Here is a 22,367-nt window from a genome sequence, read left to right on the forward strand (position 1 = left end):
CTCGACTTCATGCGGACAGGGCGGCATTGGATGTCGCGATGACCGATTCCACTCCCAACTCCTTCCGCAACCAGCCCGACGAGCGCGGCCATTTTGGCGATTATGGCGGGCGCTATGTCGCCGAGACGCTGATGCCGCTGGTGCTCGACCTCGAGCGTGAGTATCGCGCGGCGCAGGCCGATCCCGAATTCCAGCGCGAATTCGACGACCTGCTCGAGCACTACGTCGGTCGCCCCTCCCCGCTCTATTTCGCCGAGCGGCTGACCGAAGCGCTCGGCGGGGCGCAGGTGTGGTTCAAGCGAGACGAGCTCAATCACACGGGCGCGCACAAGATCAACAATTGCATCGGCCAGATCCTGCTGGCGATCCGCATGGGCAAGACGCGGATCATCGCGGAGACCGGCGCGGGCCAGCACGGCGTCGCCACGGCCACGGTTTGCGCGCGCTTCGGCCTGCCCTGCGTGATCTACATGGGCGCGGAGGACGTGAAGCGGCAATCGCCCAACGTCTTCCGCATGAAGCTGCTGGGTGCGGAGATCGTGCCGGTCACGAGCGGGCGCGGCACGCTCAAGGACGCGATGAACGAAGGGCTGCGCGACTGGGTAGCAAACGTCCACGACACCTTCTACATCATCGGTACCGCCGCAGGGCCGCATCCCTATCCCGAGCTGGTACGCGATTTCCAAAGCGTTATCGGCAGGGAGGCACGCCAGCAGATGCTCGATCGCACCGGTCGCCTGCCCGACCTTGCGGTCGCCTGCATCGGTGGCGGCTCCAACGCGCTCGGCCTGTTCCATCCGTTCCTCGACGATCCGGAGGTCAAGCTGCTCGGCGTCGAGGCGGCGGGCCATGGTTTCGATGGCGACGAGCACGCCGCGAGCCTGCTCGGCGGTGTCCCCGGCGTGCTGCACGGCAACAAGACCTATCTGCTGCAGGACGAGGACGGCCAGATCACCGAGGGCCACTCGATCAGCGCCGGGCTCGACTATCCCGGCATCGGCCCCGAACACGCCTGGCTGAAGGATATGGAACGCGTCGAATACACCGCCGTCACCGACGAGGAGGCGCTCGAGGCCTTCCAGCTTCTTTGCCGCACCGAGGGCATCATACCCGCGCTGGAACCCAGCCACGCCATCGCCGCCGTGGCCAAGCGCGCGAAGGATATGCCGAAAGACAGCGTGATCCTCGCCAATTTGTGCGGACGCGGCGACAAGGACATCTTCACGGTGGCGGAGAAGCTGGGAGTGGAAATCTAACCCTCTCCCGTCGAGGGGAGAGGGGGATGCGCTGATGCTCTCTCTGTCCTACACCGCGCAGAATATGCCATCATGCCCGCATGATCCGCTTTTTCCTTCAGCGCACCCCAATTGCAGAACCCCTCTCCATACCAGCCAGCTTTTCTTCGCTTGGACAGTGTAACACCCGGTCCATGTCTCAGACTTCTGCCGAGTTAGATGAACGAACCTGACACTATGAACAGCTCGAATCGCCTCTCCAACGCCTTCGCCAAGCCCCACCCCGCGCTCGTCTGCTTCCTTACCGCAGGCGATGGCGACACGGCGGCCAATCTGGATGCGCTGGTCGCGGGCGGCGCGGATGTGATCGAGCTGGGAATGCCCTTTACCGACCCGATGGCCGATGGTCCCGCGATCCAGCAGGCCAATATCCGTTCGCTCGGCGCCGGAACGACCACCGCCGATGTGCTGCGCATGGCCACCGAGTTCCGTAAGCGTCATCCCGAGGTGCCTCTCGTGCTGATGGGCTATGCCAATCCGATGATCCGGCGCGGTCCCGAGTGGTTTGCCGCCGCTGCGAAAGAAGCAGGCGTCGACGGCGTGATCTGCGTCGACATCCCGCCCGAGGAAGACGAGGCACTCGGTCCGGCGCTTCGTGAGGCGGGGATTGCCCCCATCCGGCTTGCCACCCCGACGACCGACGACAAGCGGCTGCCTGCCGTGGTCGAAGGCAGCGAGGGTTTCCTCTACTACGTCGCCGTCGCTGGCATCACGGGAATGCAGCAGGCGGCGATAGAATCGATCGAGGCCAACGTCGGCCGGATCAAGAAGGCGACCGACATTCCCGTCGCTGTCGGCTTCGGCGTACGCACGCCGCAGCAGGCAAGCGAGATAGCGCGCGTGGCCGATGGCGTGGTCGTGGGCTCGGCGCTGGTCGATCTGGTCGCCGAACATGGCGCCGACGCCCCGGAAAGGCTGCGTGAGCTGACCGCAGAGCTGGCCGGGGCCATTCGCGCCGCCCGCTAGTTCGTCGCCCCTGCGCAGGCAGGGGCCTAGATAACCTCGGTTCTTGGAGACTGACGTTAGCTCATCTGGATCCCTGCCTGCGCAGGGATGACCGTCTTCCGCCGGTTCGCTGCCTATTTGAGCTTTGTGACAACCCGACTATAGGCCCACCCATGAACTGGTTCACCCGCGTCCGCAATTCGATCACCTCGCTGTCCAAGCGCAGCACCGACAAGGATTTGTGGGTCAAGTGCCCCAGCTGCCAGCAGATGGTGTTCGCGCAGGAGTATGAGGACAATTCCTTCGTCTGCCCGCGCTGCGACCACCACGGCCGGATCGGCGCCGACGAGCGCCTGCGCCAGCTGCTCGACGAGGGCTACGAGGTCCTCCCGATTCCCGATGTGAAGGAAGACCCGCTCAGGTTCCGCGATACGTCGAAATATACCGACCGCCTCAAGAAGGCGCGCGCCAAGAGCCCGCACAAGGATGCCTTCCTCGTCGGTTCTGGTGCGATCGAGGGCAAGCCCGCGGTCGTCGGCGTACAAGATTTCGGCTTCATGGGCGGATCGATGGGCATGGCCGTGGGCACCGCCTTCTGCCAGGGCGCCGAGCGCGCGCTGACCCGGCACTGCCCCTATATCGTCGTCACCGCGGCAGGCGGCGCGCGCATGCAGGAAGGCATCCTCAGCCTGATGCAGATGCCCAAGGCGACCGTGATGACGCGCCGCCTCAAGGAAGCGAAGCTCCCATACATCGTCGTGCTGACCGACCCGACGACGGGCGGCGTGACCGCGAGCTACGCCATGCTGGGCGACGTCCATATCGCCGAGCCCGGCGCGCTTATCGGCTTTGCCGGACAGCGCGTGATCCAGGACACGATCCGCGAACAGCTGCCCGACGGCTTCCAGCGCGCCGAATACCTGCACAAGCACGGCATGGTCGACATGGTGGTCCACCGCCACGACCTGAAGGACACGCTGGCAACGTTGCTCGACTACCTGGCGCCGGCCAAGGCCGCCTGAGCCGCGCCATGCGGGATTTCGCCCGCTCCGACCACGCAGGGGTACAGACCCAGCTCGACCGGCTGGGTCAGCTCTCCGTGCCCGACGGCAGACTCGGCCTCGAGACGATCCGCGCGCTGCTCGATCGCCTCGGCAACCCGCATCGCAGGCTCCCGCCCGTGTTCCATGTTGCGGGGACCAACGGCAAGGGCTCGACCTGCGCCTTCCTGCGCGCGATGCTCGAAGCGCAGGGCTACGCGGTCCACGTCACGACCAGCCCCCACCTCGTGCGCTATAACGAACGAATTCGCGTGGCGGGCAGGCTGATCGAGGATGATCGACTGGCCGAACTGCTGCGCGAGGTGCTCGACGCAAGCGATGACCTGAATCCAAGCTTCTTCGAAGTGACAATCGCCGCCGCCTTCACCGAGTTCGCACGCGTCCCCGCCGATGCCTGCGTGGTCGAGGTCGGCCTCGGCGGACGGTTCGATGCAACCAACGTGCTGCAGCCCGATGTCCTCGCTGCCTGCGGGATCGCGTCGCTGGGCCTCGATCACGAGCGCTTCCTGCTCGCGCCGGAGAAGAACGTACCGCAAGAACCGATGGCGCGTATCGCCTTCGAGAAGGCGGGCATCGCCAAACCGGGCGTTCCGCTGGTGACAATGGCGCACTATCCGCCCGAATCGATCGCATCGATCCGCGAACAGGCCAAGCGCCACGCGGCCCCCCATTTCGAAGCCGGGCGGGACTGGTACGTCGATGGCTGGCAGGGCGGCGAATATCGCGACAAGCGATACCATTTCGAGTTGCCCGAACTCTCGCTGCCCGGCGAACATCAATATGGGAACGCCGGACTGGCAACCGCCATGCTGAGCCATCAGGACAGACTGCCTGTCGAAGAAAGTGCCATCGTCGCGGGGATGCGAGAGGCGACATGGCCCGGACGGCTTCATCCCCTTGCGTCCGGGCCGCTGACGGCGCTTGCGGAGGGCCACAGCATCCTCCTCGATGGCGGGCATAATCGGGATGCGGGTCAAGCAATCGCCGGCGCGCTCGGTGAGCGGTTTCACCTCATCCTGGGCATGTTGTCCAACAAGGACCCGCGCGCCCTGCTCGATCCGTTAGCGGGCCGTATCCACTCGCTGCAGATCGTCCCGGTACCCGGCCATGAGAGCCATCCCGCAGATGCATTCGGCGAAGGTGCCATCTTTGCGGGGAGTGCCGAGGAAGCGCTGCGGAACATCGCGCCCGACGATTATCCCATTTTGATCGCAGGCTCGCTCTATCTCGCGGGGGCAGTGTTGCAGTTGAACGATGAGATGCCGGACTAGAACCGCAGCGGGCCCTGGGCCCAATTCCTCGCCTCGTTCTGGGTCCGCTCGGCATCCTGTCTGACGATCGCCTCCGCATTCCTGCGCGTTTCGAAGATCGTCTTGTGCGACAGGGGCTCATCGAAAGTCAGGCCGATATGCGCACCCTTGCGCCAGCTGACCGATCCGAATGCTTCGTAATGCAACCAGATCAGCAGGCATTCCTGTGCGAACGCATCCTTGCGTGGCAAGACCAGCTGCGCCCCGCCCTGCGAAATGTCGACGATTTCCACGCGGTGCCGTGCGTCGATCGTCTCGAGGATCGCCGGAACGCCGAGGGTCAACCGCTGGTAATCGCGGCGCAGCGGCGAAACATGTTGCGTAGTGTCGGTCATGGAGACCGAGACTACACTGCGATGGTTACGACAAGCTTTCCAGCGGCTACTGCGATTTACCAGCCTATTCTGCCGGCATGGCTTCCCCCGCTTCGGGCGCGACGATCCCCGCGGCGGCTTTGGAGCGGCTTTCGCGCCACCATTCGATGCACACCAGCACCGCTGCTGCCAGCCCTATCCACGTCGTCAGGATGAAGACATCGAAGTAGCCTTGTTCCTCGATCATCTCGCCCAAGGCTCCGCGACCGAGCGTGCCGACCAGCAGGGTGAGCGAGGACAGCAGGGCATATTGCACCGCGCTGAACTTCTTCGAGACGATCGAGGAGAGCCAGGCGATATAGGCCGCCCCGGCGATACCGATGGCGAGGTTCTCGAACCCGATGGTAATCGTCAGCTTGGCGAGGTCCGCGTCGCCGATCGCGGGCACCTGCTCGATCAGATAGGTGAAGCCCACCGCGTCGCTGAAGGCCTGCATATTGGCACCGCCGATGGCCATGTCGGCGTAGAGCAGGTTGGTCAGCGCGGCCAGCACGCCGCCGATGAGCAGGGTCGGCATGCGACCGATCGCGGTGAGCATCAATCCTCCCAGAGCCAATCCGGCAATGATCGCGCCGACGCCGAAGAACTTCGAAGCGAAGGCCACGTCGTCATTCGTATAGGCGAGTTCGCCGAGATAGAACGGATAAGCGAAAGTGCCCCAAATCGCGTCGCAGATCCGGTAGGTCAGCACGACTGCAAAGATCAGCACCAGCGACCAGCCCATTCGCCCGACCAGCTCGACCAGCGGCAGGACCAGCGCACGGTAAAGGTGATCAAGCGCGTAGGCACCGCCGGTCGCAGGCGTTTCATCGGCAGCCAGCAGGTGTTCGCCCCGGCGTTTCTTCGCGGCGAGCCATCCCGCAATCAGCGCGGGAAGGATAATGGTCGCGACGATTATCCACGGCCCGACATTGACGGTGAATTCGGTCGGATTGGGCCGATCCTCCGGCGCGTAGGTCATCGACATGATCATGAAGGCCAGAACTACGCCGATTGCCCCCGCCCACAGAACTGCGACAAGCGCCAACGCGCGGTTGCGGATCGCAGGCGCGAGTTCCCCGGCCTGCCTGAGCGCGCGAACCTGTTTTTCGCTTTCGGAGGCGACATCGACGGCATTCTCCCGGGCATTGGGCGCCCAGAGACCGACAAAGCCCACAGAAAGCAGGATCGCGCCCATCAGCGCATAAGTTTCCGGCCAACCGATCCGCGCGGCGATGATCAGGCCGAGCGCCCCGCCGACGAGCGAGGAAAGCCGGTAGCCCATCTGATAGACGGTCGAGAGGATATCGATCGTCGCCACCTCGTCCGCCACGTCGATACGCCAGGCGTTGATCGCAATATCCTGCGTTGCGCTGGCGAAGGCACCGATTCCTGCCAGCAGCGAGAACATGCCGAGTTGGGAGCGCGGCTCGAGCAGGCTCATCGTGACGAGAATAGTGCCCAGCAGCAACTGCATCGGGACGATCCACTGCTTCCGGCGCCCAAGCTTGCGCAGCAGCGGAATATTGACCTTGTCGATCAGCGGCGACCACAGGAACTGGAAGGCGTAGGCGAGCCCGATCAGCGAGAATATCCCCATGGTCTCGAGATCGACCTCGGCCTCGGTCAGCCAGGCGAACAGCGTGCCGAGAAACAGCGCAAAGGGCAGCCCGCTGGCGAAACCGAACAGCAGCATGAAACCGGTCTTGCGATTGCCCAGCGCCATGCCGAGCGCGCGCCAGGCGGAGATCTTTTTCTTTTCTTCTGCGACCGCGGCCATTCCCTAGCGTCCTTCCAATCCAGCGTATTTTTTGCGACACTAGCGGTGAGAGAGAGGAAGGAACAGGCGTCATGAGCGCTGTCGACACCAAACAACCCACAGGCCGCCCGACGGACGGCATGCTTGCGCTGGCCAAGGACATTGCCGAGGGTCGCAAGCGCGATGCGTCGGAAGCGACGACCGTCCCGGCAAGCGTCTATATCGATCCCGACTACTGGGCGCGCGAAAAGGCTGCGATCTACGACCGATTGCCGCAGATCCTGTGCCCCTCTGCACTCTTGCCCGATCCCGGCATGGCGGTTCCGCATGATGCCACCGGCCGTCCGCTCCTCATCACGCGCGATGCGGAGGGCAAGGCGCATGTGTTCCTCAATGTGTGCCGTCATCGTGGCACAAGACTGGTCGAGGGCGAGGATGTGCAGTGTACCAAGAAGCTGGTCTGCCCCTACCACGCCTGGACGTACTCGGTTGACGGCCGTCTGCTCGCCCTGCCCCGCCCCGATACGTTTCCGGGCCTCGACAAGACCGGATATGGCCTCGTCGAGCTGCCGAGCAGCGAAACCGGCGGGCTGATCTGGTTCTGCCCGCGGGAAGAGACCGCGGACTTTTCCTATGCCGAGAAACTTGGCGCCGATTTCGACGCGCTCGGCATGGGCGATCAGGTCCTGTTTCGCCGCAAGACGCATGAAGTCGCGGGAAACTGGAAGCTCATTATGGATGCCTTCCTGGAAAGCTACCATGTGACACGGCTTCACGCGCAGACGATCGGCCCGTTCTTCAAGGACGGCGCCACCAGCGGCGACATGATCGGGCCGCATTCGCGCAGCGCCGTCGGGCGGCTCGAGGAGATGGAAGGGATCGACCTGGAGGATATGGCCGCGCTACGCCGCGTGGTGACTTATGCCTATCAGCTTCTCCCCGGCGCGCTGATCATCCCCAGCCCCGATTACATCAACGTCATGGTGATGATGCCGCAGGCGCACGACCGCACGCTGGTCGAGGATTTCATGCTCATTCCCGAGCACCCCGCGACCGAAAAGGCGCGCGACCACTGGGAACGCAGCTGGGCGCTGCTCGACGGCGGGGTTTTCGCTTCCGAGGATTTTCGCGCGGCCGAGCTCGGCCAGCAGGGTCTGGCGACCGGCGCGGTGCCGCATCTCACGCTCGGCACGATGGAAGGCGGTATCAGGCGCTACCACGAGACCGTCGAAGAGGCCTTGCGGGCTGCCAACTGAAGGCCTAGCTGCGCGGCCATGGCCGACAACCGACTACCCGAAGAAGGCGACCGGATCGCCAAGCTGCTCGCGCGTGCAGGCGTTGCCAGCCGCCGCGAGATCGAACGCATGATCGCCGACGGGCGCGTAGCGATCGACGGCAAGGTGCTCGACACGCCCGCAGTGAAGTTGACCAGCCTCAAAGGCGTAACGGTCGATGGCAAACCTGTCGGCAAGGTCGAGGAAACACGCCTGTTCGCTTTTCACAAGCCGGCCGGCATGCTGACCACCGAACACGACCCCAAGGGTCGGACGACGATCTACGCCGCCTTGCGCAACGCGCTGCCCAAGGATGCAGGGCGCGTGATGCCGGTGGGTCGGCTCGACTACAACACCGAAGGCCTGCTGCTGCTGACCAATGACGGCGAGATGAAGCGCGCGATGGAACTGCCGTCGAGCGGCGTTCCGCGTACCTATCGGGCCCGCGCATTCGGCGACGTGACGCAGGCAGATCTCGACAAGCTGATCGAAGGCATCGAGGTCGATGGTGTGCGCTACGGCCGGATCGAAGCCGATCTGGAACGTGGCTCGGGCCGCAACCGCTGGATCGAGTTGACCCTGCGCGAGGGCAAGAACCGCGAAGTACGGCGGGTGCTCGAACATCTCGGGCTGGAAGTGAACCGGCTCCTGCGGATCGGCTATGGCCCGTTCCACATCGGCGATCTTCCGCGCGGGCAGGCACTCGAAATCAAACGCGGCGACGTCATGGCCTTCAAGCGCGAACTGGCCCGCGGAGGACGCCAGTGAGAATCGTCGCGGGTGAATGGCGGGGGCGAAAACTTGCCGCGCCCGCAGGCGAAGTGACGCGGCCGACTGCCGACCGGACGCGCGAGACGCTGTTCAACATGCTGGCCAGCCGTCTGGGCAGTTTCGAGGGCCTTTCGGTGCTCGATCTCTTTGCGGGATCGGGTGCGCTGGGTCTCGAAGCGCTATCGCGCGGCGCAGCGTCGTGTCTTTTCGTCGAACAGGAAAGCGCGGCGATCAAGGCGATCAGGGCCAATATCGATGCGCTTGACGCCCGCCCGCGCGCCACGGTTCAGCAGGCATCGGTCATGTCGCTGGGTCCTGCCAAACAATCGCACGACCTGGTCCTGCTCGACCCACCCTATGATACGGGAGCGGGACAGGTCGCACTCGATCGCATGCTACGGCTCGGCTGGATCGGTCCGGCCACATGGATCGCGCTCGAGACCGGTGCGAAGGAACAGATCGCCGTCAAGGGACTGGAAATCGCCAAGGATCGCCGCGTCGGCAAAGCCAAGCTCAGCCTGCTGAAACTAGCCGCCGACGCGGCTTAACCTATCTAACCTGCCGAGCCACCTATTGCGTCGGTTCGTCGACCTCGGGCGGTTCGCCCGGCTGGTCCGGCTGAGGCTTTTCATTGGCAGGCGGATCGTCCATCGGGTTTGCCTGCAAGCGACTCTCGATGATCGCCCAGGCTTCGTCCCGCCCGGCCTCGTCCATATCCGCAATTGCCAGGCGATCACGGTCGGTCAGCTGCCAAAGCATGTCCTGTCGTTGCGGCGGAAGCGCCCAGTAATATGCCTGCACCTGCGGCGGCCAACGAAGAAACTCCGCCTGGCGCTCGGCGGGCCACGTGTCGACAATCGCCTGTTGGTCGGGCGAGAGCGGGACGTTCCCCGGCTCTGTAGGCAGCGGAGCTGGCTGAACTTGCGGAGCCGGCTCGGTATCCTGCGCCACTACGGGAATCGATATGGTGGCGAGCTGGCCACCGATGAAATACCAAAAAGTCTTACGCATGTGATCCTCCGCGGATTTCTACATGCGCGACGAACGCGACCCTGACCCTTCCCTTCAGGTGCGATCCTTATCGGTGGGGAGGAATAGCTGCGCAAGCCAGCGCCGTCCCCGACATCCTGCATTCTGAACGCTCCGGCGTCAGTCGTTCGAAATTCACGTCGGGTGGTCTCTTCCAGAGATGGCACAAAAAGGGGCGGAGCCGCCATGGCAGCCCCGCCCCCTCCAAGCGCCGCGCTCTAACCCAGGTAAGAAGGGAGCGCGGGCGAAAAGCCGAGATTAGCTGTCCGGTTTTTCGGCCGGGAGAGGCCCTTCGATCTCGCTCGCCGGTTTGCCAGGCCAGTAGCTCAGCGGTCGGTTGCCCCATTTGAGCCCGGCGGCGCGCGGGTTGATGCAGCCGTCCTGATCGTCTTTCATGCAGACGTCATAGACCTTGCCATCGATCCGCACCTTGGTGGCCTGGCCCCTGGCATTCGTCTCCACCACTTCCGGTGAATTGGCTTTCGTGCCGGGCTCGTCGGCAAAGGCAGGTGCGGCGGTCAGAGCAAGGCCCGATGCAGCGGCGATTGCAAATAGGGGTTTCATCGTATTCTCCCTTGAATTCGGCGATTTACGTGCCTTGCAACGCGGCGGCGGTCCCTTGTGTTCCGACAGCCTGTCAGCGATTGCCTTCTGCGTATGCGTATGTCGCCTTGCGTCAGAGCGCCCTGTTCCCTAACTGTTCACGCCTCCATGTCTCTTCCCGAATCCCCCGATCAGACCGCCGAAACCGGCGACATTCCGCCCTACGCGGCCCGCCTCAATGCACCGCAGCGCGAGGCGGTGCTGACGACCGAGGGCCCCGTGCTGATGCTGGCCGGGGCCGGCACCGGCAAGACGGCGGCGCTGACCGCACGGCTGGCGCATCTCATCGCGACCCGCCGTGCCTGGCCGAGCGAAATCCTGTGCGTAACCTTCACCAACAAGGCCGCACGCGAGATGCGCGAGCGGGTCGGCAGACATATCGGCGATGCGGTCGAAGGCATGCCGTGGCTCGGCACCTTCCATTCGATCGGCGCGCGCATGCTGCGCCGCCATGCCGAGCTGGTCGGGCTGGAGAGCAATTACACGATCATCGACACCGACGATCAACTCCGCCTGCTCAAGCAGCTGATCCAGGAAAACGACCTCGACGAGAAACGCTGGCCCGCGCGCCAGCTCGCCGGGCTTATCGATCGCTGGAAGAACCGCGGCCTCAATCCCAGCGATCTCGATGCAGTGGAAAACGAAGCCTACGCCAATGGCAAGGGCGCGCAGTTCTACAAGCTTTACCAGGACCGGCTGAAAGCACTCAACGCCTGCGATTTCGGCGACCTGCTGCTGCATATGCTCAATATCTTCCGACAGCACCGCGATGTGCTGGAACAGTACCAACAGCGCTTCAAATACATCCTTGTCGACGAATATCAGGACACCAACCAGGTCCAGTATCTGTGGCTGCGGCTGCTCGCGCAGACGCGCAAGAACATCTGCGTGGTGGGCGACGACGACCAGTCGATCTATTCATGGCGCGGCGCAGAAGTCGCCAATATCCTCAAGTTCGAAAAGGATTTTCCCGGCGCAGCGGTGATAAAGCTGGAGCAGAATTATCGCTCCACCCCGCAGATCCTCGCCGCCGCCTCGGGTCTGATCGATGCCAATAGCGAACGGCTCGGCAAGACGCTGTGGACCGAACTTCCGGCGGGTGAGAAGGTGCGCGTCATCGGCGTGTGGGATGCGCCCGAGGAGGCGCGCCGCGTCGGCGAGGAGATCGAGCGCCTGGAAGCGGAAGGCGCCCCGCTCGATCAGGTCGCGATCCTGGTTCGCGCGCAATACCAGACCCGCGAATTCGAAGACCGCTTCATCCAGATCGGTCTCAATTACCGGATCGTCGGCGGCTTCCGTTTCTACGAACGCGCCGAAATCCGCGACGCGCTTGCCTATCTGCGTACCATCGCCCAGCCCGCCGACGACCTCGCCTTCGAACGTATCTACAACCAGCCAAAGCGCGGTCTCGGCGCCAAGACACTCGAAGCCATGCGCCGCCACGCACGCCGGACGCAGACGCCGCTCGCCGCGGCCAGCCTCGACCTGTGCGATAGCGACGAATTGCCCGCGCGGGCCAAGAACAGCCTCGTCGGTCTGCTGGGCCAGTTCGTCCATTGGCGCGAGATGGCCGAGAAGGTCACGCCTTCCGAACTGCTGCGTACCGTGCTCGCCGAAAGCGGCTATGAAGACATGCTGCAGAAGGACCGCAGCCCCGAGAGCGCCGGGCGGCTGGAAAACCTCACCGAGCTTGCCCGCGCGATGGAGGAGTATGAGTCTCTCGGCGATTTCCTCGAGCATGTCAGCCTCGTGATGGACAATGACCGCGCCGACGAAGGCGAGAAGGTCACCATCATGACCATGCATGCGGCCAAGGGCCTCGAATTCGACCATGTCTTCCTGCCCGGCTGGGAAGAAGGCGTCTTTCCCAGCCAGCGGTCCATCGACGAAGGCGGGCTCGCCAGCCTCGAGGAAGAACGTCGTCTCGCCTATGTTGCGATCACGCGCGCCAAGCGCCGCTGCACGATCCTGCACGCCGCGAACCGGCGCATCTACGGGCAATGGACAAGCTCGATCCCCAGCCGCTTCATCGAGGAACTGCCCGAGGAGCACATCAAGAGCGAGACCACCATGACCGGCGGCGCTTCCTTGTGGCGTGCGAACTGGAGCGAGACCGACGATCCCTTCGCGCATGTCTCGTCGAATCGCCCGGATCGCTCAGGTGCACGCGGACCGGGATGGCAACGGGCACTATCGTCGGGTTACGACAGCACGCCAAAGCGGCTGGCCGAACCCGGTCGCAGCGCCGCGAGTTTCGCCGCCAAGCCGCGCAGCGACGTCGCCATCGGCGCACGCGTGTTCCATGACAAGTTCGGCTATGGCTGCGTTACCGATCAGGAAGGCAACAAGCTGACAATCGAATTCGAGAAAGCGGGCGAAAAACGCGTTCTCGACAGCTTCGTGAAGCTGGCGGATTAGCAGCGGCGGACACGGGCGAACCGGTCCGCCGTCGGCTACGAGAACTCAGGTTGCCGAGACGTCGAGAAAGCCGGGGCGCGGGCCGTTCCATTCGCCCGGTGCGACAGGAGCCTCGTCCTCGTCCCGTTTTCGCCGCGGTGCGCGGTCGGCCTTTGCCTTGCGCGCGGGCTTTTCGCCCGCAGAATCGTCGCTGCGCTTCTTGCGGCTGCGCTTGGGCTTCTCGTTGGCTTTGTCTTCGGCTTCAGCTTCGGCAGCTTTCTCGACCAAATCGACCCGTACGTCCTCCTTGCCGAAGACCTTGATCTCGGCGCCGGTAAGCTTCTCGACATTCCCGATTGCTTCGGCATCTTCATCGGCGACGAAGGTGAAGGCGCGACCCTTGGCCCCTGCCCTGCCCGTCCGGCCGATGCGGTGGACATAATCGTCCGGATGCCAAGGCGTGTCGAAATTGAAGACGTGGCTGACGCCCTTGATGTCGAGCCCGCGCGCCGCGACGTCGCTAGCTACGAGAATGTTGACCTCGCCCGCCTTGAAACGTTCGAGTTCCTTGATCCGGCTGGACTGGTCCATATCGCCATGGATCTCGCTGCTGCGAAAACCGTAGCTTTGCAGACTCTTATTGAGCTCGCGCACAGTCGTCTTGCGGTTGGCGAAGACGATCGCCGTTTCGATGTGATCGTTTTCCAGCAACCAGCGCAGCGTCTCGCGCTTCTGGCGGGCCTTTACCGGCACCTTGAAAGCCGTGATGTTTTCGTTCGTCGAAGCGCGGCGACTGACTTCGATCCGCTTGGGATTGTCGAGGAACTTCTTCGCCAGCTTCTCGATCGGCGGCGGCATCGTGGCCGAGAACAGCATGGTCTGGCGCGATTCGGGCAGTTTCGAGCAGATGAACTCGATGTCCGGAATAAAGCCCATATCGAGCATCCGGTCGGCCTCGTCGATGACGAGCAGCTCGCAGCCGTTGAGAAGGATCTTGCCGCGCTCGAACAGGTCCATCAGGCGACCCGGCGTCGCGATCAGGACATCGACCCCCTCATTCAGCGCCTTGACCTGGTCGCCCATCTGCACACCGCCGATGAGCAGCGCGAGCTTGAGATCGTGGTTCTTGCCGTATTTCTCGAAATTCTCGGCCACCTGCGCCGCCAGTTCCCGGGTCGGGGCGAGAATGAGCGAGCGGGGCATCAGCGCCCGGCGGCGTCCGCTGGCCATGATGTCGATCATCGGCAGGACGAAGCTCGCGGTCTTGCCGGTTCCCGTCTGCGCGATGCCGATGATGTCCTTCATCATGAGCACCGGCGGAATCGCTTCGCGCTGGATGTCGGTCGGCTCGGCATAGCCGGCTTCGCTTACTGCCTTGAGCAAGTCTTCGGAAAGGCCGAGATCGGCGAAAGTCATGCGGTTCGAAACTGTCCCTGGAACGTTGGCCGACACAAATCTGCGTCTTCGCAGCATCGGCAGCGGCGCCCTTCGCCGGAAATACCCCAAAAGTCAAGAAATCGGCGCGCGGGCCGCTTCAGCGCTCGTCACTCACTGCCACAAGCCGGCTGAGATTGGATATCCGGCACTTCGCCCCTGCTCGCGACAATAACCGGTCGCGATCGACACACAGCTTCCCGTCTTCATTGCGCTCGACATAAAAACCGAGATAGAAATCTCGCGGGCTGCAGGCCTTCTCGAGTTCGGCGGTAATCATCTGCTGGTTGCGCATATACATCACGAGCCTACTGCCGCGGTCGGACACGCCGACGATATCGCCAGCATCGACACATTTACCATGCGGGCGTTCGACGAATCGCGCCGGAACCCTTTGGCGTGGCAGGTCGGCAAGGAAACCGCGCCTGATATTGCTTGGCCGAGGGTTGATCCGCAAGATAACACGCCGTTCGATCCGGACCTGATTGGCCACCGGTACTCGGAAACTGTCGATGAATCCGGTCCAGGCTGACCCTCTTGCCGAAAGCGCCTCGGCATCGATCCGTCCGCTCTCGCTCGCCGCGCCCTGATGCACGACGGCATCCTCCACCGCGCCTTGCGGTGTGCCCAATGCAATCAGCATGGCAGCCAGGGGAGACAGAAGCGACATGGATTAAATTCGAACGCTCCTCGACCGGGATCCGGTTTACGTGCGGGAAATCGCGGACTTGTCCGTTGCCCTCCCCCGCTTGAATACGGGCTTAATTGTTCTGCCTCGATTGGCAAGCGGTGGCGTTGGCGCGGCAAGCTGTGGCAAGGGGACCACACATGACGAATAGCGACACCTTCAGCAGCGCTGCCACCAAACTCCTGGGGCCGCGAGGATTCACCACCGACCCCGAGCTGGTCGATCCGTGGCTTACCGATTGGCGGGGACGCTACACCGGAAAGGCAATCGGCCTTGCGTCGCCCGCTTCGACCGAGGAGCTCGCCCGCTTCGTTCGCCTGTGCGGCGCCCACGGCGTGCCCATCGTTCCTCAGGGAGGCAACAGCGGGATGTCGGGCGGCGCCACCCCCGACGAGAGCGGAGACAGTGTGGTGGTGTCGCTGCGCCGGATGAATACCATTCGCGAGCTGGATGCCGATGCTATGCAGGTCACCTGCGATGCCGGGGTCGTGCTCCAGTCGCTGCACGAGGCTGCAGAGGCCGAAGGAATGCGCTTCCCGCTCACCCTTGGCGGCAAGGGATCCGCAACCATCGGCGGGCTGATCTCGACCAATGCAGGAGGGACACAGGTCCTGCGCCACGGCACGATGCGCGCGCAGGTGCTCGGTATCGAAGCGGTGCTTGCCGATGGCGAGGTTTTCTCCGGCCTGGTACCGCTGAAGAAGGACAATCGCGGATTCGATCTCAAACAGTTGCTGATCGGGTCGGAAGGTACGCTGGGGATCGTCACGGCCGCCACACTGCGCCTGCTGCCGCAAATCGCTGAACGCCGGGTCGCCTGGGTCGGCGTGCAGAGCATTTCGACCGCCAGCGAACTTTTGCGACATTGCGAACAAATGGCCGGGCCGGCGCTCGAGGGGTTCGAGGTCTTGCCCGCGCATTGCCTCGAATCGGTCCTGGCGCACCTGCCCGATGCTCGTTCTCCGCTGACCGAAGACCATGCCTGGCATGCGCTGGTCGAGCTGGTGACCGAAGATCGGAACTCGGACCATCTCGACCGTCTCGTGGAAGATATCTTCGAGAGCGCGATGGAACTTGGCCTGGTAGACGATGCCGTACTTGCCTCAAGCGAGACCCAAGCCGAGGACTTCTGGCAACTACGCGACAGCATTTCCCCTGCCGAGCGCGCGATCGGGCCGGCAATGCAGCATGATATCTCGGTACCGGTAGCGCGAATGGCCGAGTTCGTGGAAACCGCCTCGCCGCGCATCGAATACCGCTTTCCCGGCACATTGGCGGTCGGCTTCGGCCATCTGGGCGATGGCAACATTCATTATCACGTGCTCGCTCCCGCAGGCGCGGTACGCGGCGAGTGGGAAGAGAGCGACGGGAAAGTGATCAGCGCCTATGTCCACGACCTCGTCACGGAATTCGGCGGTTCGATCAGCGCGGAACACGGGATCGGCCAGATGAAGCGGGACGAACTCGGGCGACTGGGCGATCCGGTTGCGCTGAACCTTATGCGCAACATCAAACAGGCCCTCGATCCGCAGGGGATACTCAATCCGGGCAAGCTCGTGCCGCTTGCGCCCGATGCTGCAACGCCGTAAAGCGCGCCTACCGAGCGCTGGCCCATCGGGCTTGCCGCCCAATCCAATCGAATTTCGGAGAGATCCATGGCCAGCGCGCCGCAGCCCAACTTGCCCCTTTTCTTCAATGACCTGATGCCCCTCAACAGCAAGGACCATGCGAATTATCGCTCGCGTCCGATGGCCAAGGCGCCCTGGCTTGCCAAGCAGCATGCCGTGCCGCTGACGGTCGACGAATTCGTCCAGGCACAGCGCGATATGCCGATCGTCTTCTCGACCGGTCCGGATGCCGTTCCGCTGGCGCTGATGGGCCTCAACGACGGCGTCAACACCTTCGTCGACGAAGAAGGCACCGTAACCGAACAGATCTACATCCCGGCCTATGTCCGCCGCTATCCCTTCATGCTCGCCCGGCTCAAGCAGGACAGCCAGGACCTGTCGCTCTGCTTCGACCCGACTGCGGAAAACATTGGCGAATTCGACGATGGCCAGCCGCTGTTCGAGAATGGCGAACCCAGCGAAGGCACCAAGCAGATCCTCGAGTTCTGCGAGCAATTCGAACAGGCCGGTCAGCGGACCCAGGCTTTCATGAAGGAGCTCAAGGATCACGACCTGCTGATGGAAGGCGAAATCGCCATCACCGAGCAGGGCAAGGACAAGCCATTCGTCTATCGCGGTTTCCAGATGATCAATCAGGAAAAGCTGCGCGAACTGCGCGGCGACCAGCTGCGCAAGTGGACCGAGAACGGTCTGCTGCCGCTGATCTGGGCGCAGATCTTCTCGATGGACATGATGCGGACCATTTTCGGCCGCCAGCTCCAGCAGGGCAAGGTTCCCCAGCCCGATGCCGCGACTGCCGGTGTCCCGACCGCATAACCGAACTGGAATACGCGCCCGGCGATGGGATCGCCGGGCGTCCTTTCTCCGCGCGCTTTGCCTTGTGGCTGGCGGCGCAGCACTGGCTCACTCCATTCCGGCCAGGGCAGAAGATGGTAGCGAGGCGACAACCAAGCCTGTTCCGCTCGAGGTTTTCCAAAAAAGCGAGGACCGGCTTTTTCGCGTCGGGTATCGGCTGGCTACGGCCAATGCCCCATTCTGCGATCGGGCGATCATGGTCTCGGGCCTGCTGCTGCACGACGCCGACAGCTATGGCGACCCTGCCGCGGTCCGGACACTGTTCGGCCTAACCGGCGACATCGCTGCCCAGGCTGTCGCCCCGGGATCGCCCGCCACCGCCATCGGCATCGTCCAGAACGACACGATCCTGGCGATCGAAGGCAAATCCGTTTCCGTTGCCTGGCCTAAATCCGAACCGCGCTGGGAGCGAGTTTCCGCACTACGCGATTCGATCGATGCAGCACTGTCCCGCGGCGGCGTCGACATATCCTGGCAATCCCCCGGAGGTGCTCTTGTAAGGACGGAACGCCTTGAGGGCGTCCCCGCCTGCCCGACGCGTTTCGAGCTTGTCGATTCGAAGAAAAGCGCCGCAGCGGACGGGAACCGGGTGCTCATAGGTGAGAATTTCCCGGGCCTCGGATATGACGAGGCCGCCTTTGCCGCCGCTGTGGCCCACGAAATGGCGCACAACATCCTTCGCCACCCGCAGACCTTTCGCGAGATCGGCTGGAAGCGCAAACTGGTGCGCCTGTCCGAGCGTGACGCCGACCGGCTGATGCCCTGGCTTCTCCACAACGCCGGCTACGATCCGCGCGCCGCCATTCGCTTCATGCGCACCTGGGGGCCCAGGCACGGCGGCTGGATATTCCGCAAGCGCACGCATGACGGCTGGGACGAACGGGTCGAGTTCATCGAGGCGGAACTGGCGACGATCGAACGCGCCGCGCAGGACCGCGACGACGGCCTCGCCGACTGGTCGCGGTATTTCTCTCCCGAGTTCGATACCGCAGCCGCCGACCGCTAACACCATTCGCTAGCACCTCGACATCGAACATTTGCGAGCTACGGTCGGGGCGCGATATCCGAGCGGGACGATCGGTCCGGGATTTTTTGGGGAAAAGCGTTGTCGAAGATCGTACCGGTGGTTCTGTGTGGCGGGAATGGAACCCGGCTGTGGCCGCGAAGTCGTGCTACGATGCCGAAGCCGTTTATTCCGCTTCTGGGCGAACAGACACTTTTTCAGGCTACGCTGGAGCGGTGCGCGGACCGCGAGATCTTCGCGCGTCCCGTGGTTGTTATCGGGGAGCGGCACCTTCGATTTGCCGAGAAGCAGGTCGAAGCCAATGCTCCCGATGCCCTTTTCGTAGTCGAGCCATTCGGCCGGAACACCGCGCCTGCCATCGCTCTGGCGGCCCTGGCCCTCGACCCCGACGAAATCATGCTTGTTTGCCCGAGCGACCACCACATAACCGATCCGGAAGCGTTCAGAAATGCTGCGCGGATCGCAGCGCAGATGGCAACCGAGGATTGGCTGGTCGCATTCGGTATCGCCGCAACGGCTCCCGAAACAGGCTATGGATACATCCGTCGCGGGGAGGCGCTGGATGGTGGCTATCGGGTCCAACGGTTCGTCGAGAAACCCGATCTGGACACGGCGCTCGGATTTCTTGCGGATGGCGGATACGCCTGGAACGGAGGTATCTTCGCCTTCCGGGCCGGCAAGTTCCTGGCCGAGTTGTCGCGCCATCGACCGAATCTTTTCGCGACAACCAAGTGCGCTTTCGAGCGAGGAGACAATGCAGGGGCCACAATCCACCCGGATCAAGAAAGCTTCGCGGAGATCCGTGGAGAATCAGTCGATTACGCCGTGATGGAGAACACGGATCACGCCGCGATGGTCGATGTCTCCATGGGATGGTCCGACATCGGCAATTGGGATGCGCTGTTCCGCGAGCGCCAGCTTCCCTCTGACGACAATGTGATTGTGGGTCCGGGCGAAGTTATCGGTGCCACAGGCGTCATGATCGATAGCGACGGACCACATGTCACTCTGATCGGTGCTAACGATCTGGTCGTGGTGGTCGATGGAGAGGATATCCTCGTGACCGCCCGCGGTGCCGTGCAACGTGTCCGTGAGGCAAGCCGATGCAAGGACCAATGATCCGCAAGCTGAGCAGCACCTTCGTCGAGAAGGTCTGGGGTGTCGAAAAGCTGCCTGCGCCCTTCTCCCATCCATCGAAGAAGCGCATCGGCGAGGTCTGGTTCGAACCTCCCCCGGAGCTCCAACAACTGCTGGTGAAATACATATTTGCCAGCGAGCGCTTATCGGTACAGGCCCATCCGAGCGATGCCCAGGCGCGGTCTATGAACCTTGGACGTAGCGGCAAGAGCGAGTGCTGGGTCATTCTGGACGCGGCGCCAGACGCGACCATCGCGGCCGGATTTCATGAGGAGATCACTCCGAATGCCATGACGCAGGCTGCGATCGACGGCAGCATTGTCGACATGCTTGTGTGGCACGAAGTCCGACCCCGAGACACTTTCTACATCCCCGCGGGCACCGTCCACGCGATCGGAGGCGGGGTCAGCCTGATCGAGGTCCAGCAAAACAACGATATCACCTTTCGGCTGTTCGACTACGGCCGCCCACGAGAATTGCATCTAGATCAGGCAATGAAGATTGCCAAAACTGGCCCTTACCAGTCTGAGTATCGCAGCAGGCTCGACACCGATGCCGGCGTGCTGCTCGATGGTCCTCACTTCAGCCTGAGTTTCTGGCAATGTGGCAGCTCCAGTCCCGCCCCGCCCCTGGAGGATAGACCCACACTCCTAATTCCGCTTTCAGGCGAGGCTTCGATTGGTAACGACCAGCTTGTCACAGGGGAATGCGCTCTCGCATTGGACTTCGATCCGCAGTCAATTTCCGGTGATTGCCTTTTGCTGTTGGCTCAGCCCAATTCGACCTGCTGAAGTCGCTCTGACAGGCCGCACCATATCTGCGCCGAACCGTGCTGCAGCCGCGGTCGCCGCGGGCTTGAAACCGATGCGTCGCACCACCATTTCGTAATCGCCGGGCGGCGCTTCCCCTCATGGCCCTCCCGGTAGATGCACGCGAGTGCATTTCCTCCCTGAACCTTGGCCACCCCGTGCGCATAGCGCGGGGTGGTTTTTTGTTGCGGATCACTACTCCGCAGCCTGGGCTATCTGCCCCCGCCGCCCCATGGTCCTGGTTTCCGCACCGAGCATTCGCACGAGCCCGGCGAGGAGCTTTGCTATCGCCGCCACGCGCGCACTGGGCAGGTCGAGCCGCGTATCGAGATAGGCGGTGCGGCAGACCTCGATTTGAATGGCGTGGATGCCACGCGCAGTTTGCCCATACCGATCAAGCACGTATCCACCCGAATAGGGCCGATTATGCGCCACTCGCCGACCGTGGTTGCCGAGATAGCGGATGGCAAGGTCGACAAGCCCCGGATCGCAGGACGCGCCGAACCGGTCGCCGATGACGAATTCGGCCGGCCGGTCCTGCAGATGGGATTTCTTCAATGGCGGCATGGAGTGCAGATCCACCAACAGCGCCACACCCCATCGATCGCGCAGGCGCTCGAGTTCGGCACCCAGGGCAGCGTGATACGGCCGGTAGATCGATTCGATCCACTCATCGAGTTCCGGCATGGTCAATGGTCGGCGCCAGAGTTCGCCCATGCCGGGGATACGCCGAGGCACGAGACCCAATCCGTTCCGCGAGCGGCGGTTTGCCAGCGAATGGCGTCGCGGCCCGGGTCTGGCGCCGCGGACCATGCCCCAGTCAACATCTTCGACCGATCGATTGAGGTCGATCATCGCTCTGGGCGCCTCGGCAAGCAGAAGGCTGCTGCCCGAGGCGGCGGCAACCGGGTGCGCCACCGCATCGATATGGCGATCTTCCAGTCGCAACCGCGCTTGGTCGGGATCGCGCAAGGCGGCAAGAACATCGTCGGAATAGCACCGGCCGCAATGCGGCGACGCGATGAGCACGGGTACGTCGGCCTTCGACCGCCGCCACAGTCTGTAGGATGGCCCCGGCTGTCCGGGAATCGCGCCCCCGGTCAATTGCTCGGCATCGCCGGACAGTGTCGCCTTGCCGTGGTTCATGATTTCATCGTCGGTCTCGCAGCCCCATTAATCAAGCTCGGATTTGTTCATCGGGCGCGAGATTTACCCGCGTGCCGGCAGGCTGCGCAGGAATCGGAAACGCCAATGGTCGTGCCAGCCGCCGCGCGCCTCCCGCCCCATTAACGATCCCTGTTTTGCATACATGCTTTTTTAAAGCGCGCGGAGTACATAGACCGTATGACGGAATCACCGACACAACGAATCCTGCTCGCCGAGGATGACGATGCGATGCGCGTCTATCTCGAACGGGCGCTGGTCAATGCCGGCTATGCAGTCGATTCGGTCGATCGCGGCACCGATGCGATCCCGTTGCTGGAGGATGGAGGCTATGACCTTCTGCTCTCGGATATCGTCATGCCCGAAATGGACGGTATCGAACTTGCACAACGCTGCAACGACGTGAGCCCGCACACCAAAGTCATGTTCATCACCGGGTTCGCCGCTGTCACGCTCAAGGCCAGCCGCGAACAGCCGCATGCCAAAGTCCTGTCGAAACCGTTCCATTTGCGCGACCTCGTCCTCGAGGTGGAACGGGTTCTGGATGACCGGGTCAACGCGCGATTGCAATAAGTCTGCGATAGGGCCTTGCGCGGTATTCGAAGCCTCGCTAAATGGCCCGCCTGCCCCGTAACGGGGCGCCCGATGGTGTGGGCGTATAGCTCAGTGGTAGAGCACTATGTTGACATCGTAGGGGTCCCAAGTTCGAACCTTGGTACGCCCACCATCGAAGCCCCATGAGGCATGAAAAAGCCCGCCATCTTGGCGGGCTTTTTGCGTTCCCTGAGCGCCTGCGACAATGATTCCTGGACATTCGGTCAAATTGGGCGG

Annotated in this window: 21 protein-coding genes and 1 tRNA gene; 15 read left to right on the forward strand and 7 right to left on the reverse strand. The window is 63.1% G+C overall.

All coding sequences use genetic code 11. The features are described 5' to 3' along the window. Positions 1–38: 38 nt before the first annotated feature. The 4 genes from trpB to ASS64_RS03385 all read left to right on the forward strand — a co-directional run bounded on the left by trpB (position 39) and on the right by ASS64_RS03385 (position 4,572). Positions 39–1,256: a tryptophan synthase subunit beta gene (gene trpB / locus ASS64_RS03370; RefSeq protein WP_067690399.1), complete on the forward strand. Its 1,218-nt coding sequence runs from the start codon at positions 39–41 to the stop codon at positions 1,254–1,256. A 216-nt stretch (positions 1,257–1,472) separates the two neighbouring features. Then, positions 1,473–2,261, forward strand: coding sequence for a tryptophan synthase subunit alpha (gene trpA, locus ASS64_RS03375; RefSeq protein WP_067689794.1), 789 nt, complete (start codon positions 1,473–1,475; stop codon positions 2,259–2,261). A 152-nt stretch (positions 2,262–2,413) separates the two neighbouring features. Next, positions 2,414–3,262 (forward strand): acetyl-CoA carboxylase, carboxyltransferase subunit beta, encoded by an 849-nt coding sequence (gene accD / locus ASS64_RS03380; protein WP_067689797.1) that lies wholly within the window; start codon positions 2,414–2,416, stop codon positions 3,260–3,262. Between the two features lie 8 nt (positions 3,263–3,270). Further along, positions 3,271–4,572 carry a folylpolyglutamate synthase/dihydrofolate synthase family protein gene (locus tag ASS64_RS03385; RefSeq protein ID WP_067689801.1) on the forward strand — a complete coding sequence of 434 codons (1,302 nt, stop codon included), beginning with the start codon at positions 3,271–3,273 and terminating at the stop codon, positions 4,570–4,572. Here the strand turns inward: ASS64_RS03385 and ASS64_RS03390 are convergent. Then, positions 4,569–4,946: a PilZ domain-containing protein gene (locus tag ASS64_RS03390; RefSeq protein WP_067689804.1), complete on the reverse strand. Its 378-nt coding sequence runs from the start codon at positions 4,944–4,946 to the stop codon at positions 4,569–4,571. The two genes, ASS64_RS03385 and ASS64_RS03390, sit on opposite strands and share 4 nt — an antisense overlap. Before the next feature lie 64 nt (positions 4,947–5,010). Continuing rightward, entirely contained in the window at positions 5,011–6,744 is a 1,734-nt protein-coding gene (locus ASS64_RS03395; protein ID WP_067689807.1) for an MFS transporter, read from the reverse strand. A 71-nt stretch (positions 6,745–6,815) separates the two neighbouring features. Here ASS64_RS03395 and ASS64_RS03400 point away from each other — a divergent pair, with 71 nt between their 5' ends. From ASS64_RS03400 to rsmD, 3 genes are read left to right on the forward strand one after another with little or no spacing between them, the layout of a single operon-like run. Further along, the gene (locus ASS64_RS03400; protein WP_067689810.1) at positions 6,816–7,979 is read left to right on the forward strand and encodes an aromatic ring-hydroxylating dioxygenase subunit alpha; all 1,164 of its coding nucleotides are present in this window, start codon (positions 6,816–6,818) and stop codon (positions 7,977–7,979) included. Positions 7,980–7,997: 18 nt separating this feature from the next. Beyond that, the gene (locus ASS64_RS03405) at positions 7,998–8,765 is read left to right on the forward strand and encodes a pseudouridine synthase (protein ID WP_067689812.1); all 768 of its coding nucleotides are present in this window, start codon (positions 7,998–8,000) and stop codon (positions 8,763–8,765) included. Further along, positions 8,762–9,316 (forward strand): 16S rRNA (guanine(966)-N(2))-methyltransferase RsmD, encoded by a 555-nt coding sequence (rsmD, locus tag ASS64_RS03410; protein ID WP_067689814.1) that lies wholly within the window; start codon positions 8,762–8,764, stop codon positions 9,314–9,316. Before ASS64_RS03405 ends, rsmD begins: the two co-directional genes overlap by 4 nt. 22 nt (positions 9,317–9,338) lie before the next feature. On the opposite strand, the gene ASS64_RS03415 is transcribed toward rsmD, so the two are convergent. Next, positions 9,339–9,779 (reverse strand): hypothetical protein, encoded by a 441-nt coding sequence (locus ASS64_RS03415; protein ID WP_067689817.1) that lies wholly within the window; start codon positions 9,777–9,779, stop codon positions 9,339–9,341. A 276-nt stretch (positions 9,780–10,055) separates the two neighbouring features. Beyond that, positions 10,056–10,361: a hypothetical protein gene (locus ASS64_RS03420; RefSeq protein WP_067689820.1), complete on the reverse strand. Its 306-nt coding sequence runs from the start codon at positions 10,359–10,361 to the stop codon at positions 10,056–10,058. Positions 10,362–10,508: 147 nt separating this feature from the next. On the opposite strand from ASS64_RS03420, the gene ASS64_RS03425 reads away from it, so the two are divergent. Next, positions 10,509–12,818 carry an ATP-dependent helicase gene (locus tag ASS64_RS03425; RefSeq protein WP_067689823.1) on the forward strand — a complete coding sequence of 770 codons (2,310 nt, stop codon included), beginning with the start codon at positions 10,509–10,511 and terminating at the stop codon, positions 12,816–12,818. Positions 12,819–12,863: 45 nt separating this feature from the next. On the opposite strand, the gene ASS64_RS03430 is transcribed toward ASS64_RS03425, so the two are convergent. Beyond that, positions 12,864–14,213 (reverse strand): DEAD/DEAH box helicase, encoded by a 1,350-nt coding sequence (locus tag ASS64_RS03430; protein WP_067689825.1) that lies wholly within the window; start codon positions 14,211–14,213, stop codon positions 12,864–12,866. A gap of 118 nt (positions 14,214–14,331) precedes the next feature. Further along, positions 14,332–14,874 carry a hypothetical protein gene (locus tag ASS64_RS03435; RefSeq protein WP_067689828.1) on the reverse strand — a complete coding sequence of 181 codons (543 nt, stop codon included), beginning with the start codon at positions 14,872–14,874 and terminating at the stop codon, positions 14,332–14,334. Positions 14,875–15,059: 185 nt separating this feature from the next. On the opposite strand from ASS64_RS03435, the gene ASS64_RS03440 reads away from it, so the two are divergent. The 5 genes from ASS64_RS03440 (at position 15,060) to ASS64_RS03460 (ending at position 20,354) form a co-directional block, all read left to right on the forward strand. Beyond that, the gene (locus tag ASS64_RS03440; protein ID WP_067689831.1) at positions 15,060–16,508 is read left to right on the forward strand and encodes an FAD-binding oxidoreductase; all 1,449 of its coding nucleotides are present in this window, start codon (positions 15,060–15,062) and stop codon (positions 16,506–16,508) included. A gap of 66 nt (positions 16,509–16,574) precedes the next feature. Beyond that, the gene (locus ASS64_RS03445) at positions 16,575–17,363 is read left to right on the forward strand and encodes a SapC family protein (protein WP_067689833.1); all 789 of its coding nucleotides are present in this window, start codon (positions 16,575–16,577) and stop codon (positions 17,361–17,363) included. A 64-nt stretch (positions 17,364–17,427) separates the two neighbouring features. Next, the gene (locus ASS64_RS03450) at positions 17,428–18,408 is read left to right on the forward strand and encodes a hypothetical protein (protein ID WP_067689836.1); all 981 of its coding nucleotides are present in this window, start codon (positions 17,428–17,430) and stop codon (positions 18,406–18,408) included. 117 nt (positions 18,409–18,525) lie between these two features. After that, positions 18,526–19,545, forward strand: a complete 1,020-nt coding sequence (locus ASS64_RS03455; protein ID WP_369815349.1) for a mannose-1-phosphate guanylyltransferase — start codon at positions 18,526–18,528, stop codon at positions 19,543–19,545. Then, entirely contained in the window at positions 19,542–20,354 is an 813-nt protein-coding gene (locus ASS64_RS03460) for a class I mannose-6-phosphate isomerase (protein ID WP_067689840.1), read from the forward strand. Before ASS64_RS03455 ends, ASS64_RS03460 begins: the two co-directional genes overlap by 4 nt. A 213-nt stretch (positions 20,355–20,567) precedes the next feature. Here ASS64_RS03460 and ASS64_RS03465 read toward each other — a convergent pair whose 3' ends face one another. Next, complete coding sequence (locus tag ASS64_RS03465) at positions 20,568–21,518, reverse strand: N-formylglutamate amidohydrolase (protein WP_067689843.1); 951 nt, start codon at positions 21,516–21,518, stop codon at positions 20,568–20,570. A gap of 198 nt (positions 21,519–21,716) precedes the next feature. On the opposite strand from ASS64_RS03465, the gene cpdR reads away from it, so the two are divergent. Then, positions 21,717–22,109, forward strand: a complete 393-nt coding sequence (gene cpdR / locus ASS64_RS03470) for a cell cycle two-component system response regulator CpdR (protein ID WP_067689845.1) — start codon at positions 21,717–21,719, stop codon at positions 22,107–22,109. A 79-nt stretch (positions 22,110–22,188) separates the two neighbouring features. After that, positions 22,189–22,263, forward strand: a tRNA-Val gene (locus tag ASS64_RS03475). The last annotated feature ends 104 nt before the right edge of the window (positions 22,264–22,367 follow it).

It is taken from the genome of Erythrobacter sp. AP23, assembly GCF_001542855.1.
GTDB lineage: Bacteria > Pseudomonadota > Alphaproteobacteria > Sphingomonadales > Sphingomonadaceae > Qipengyuania.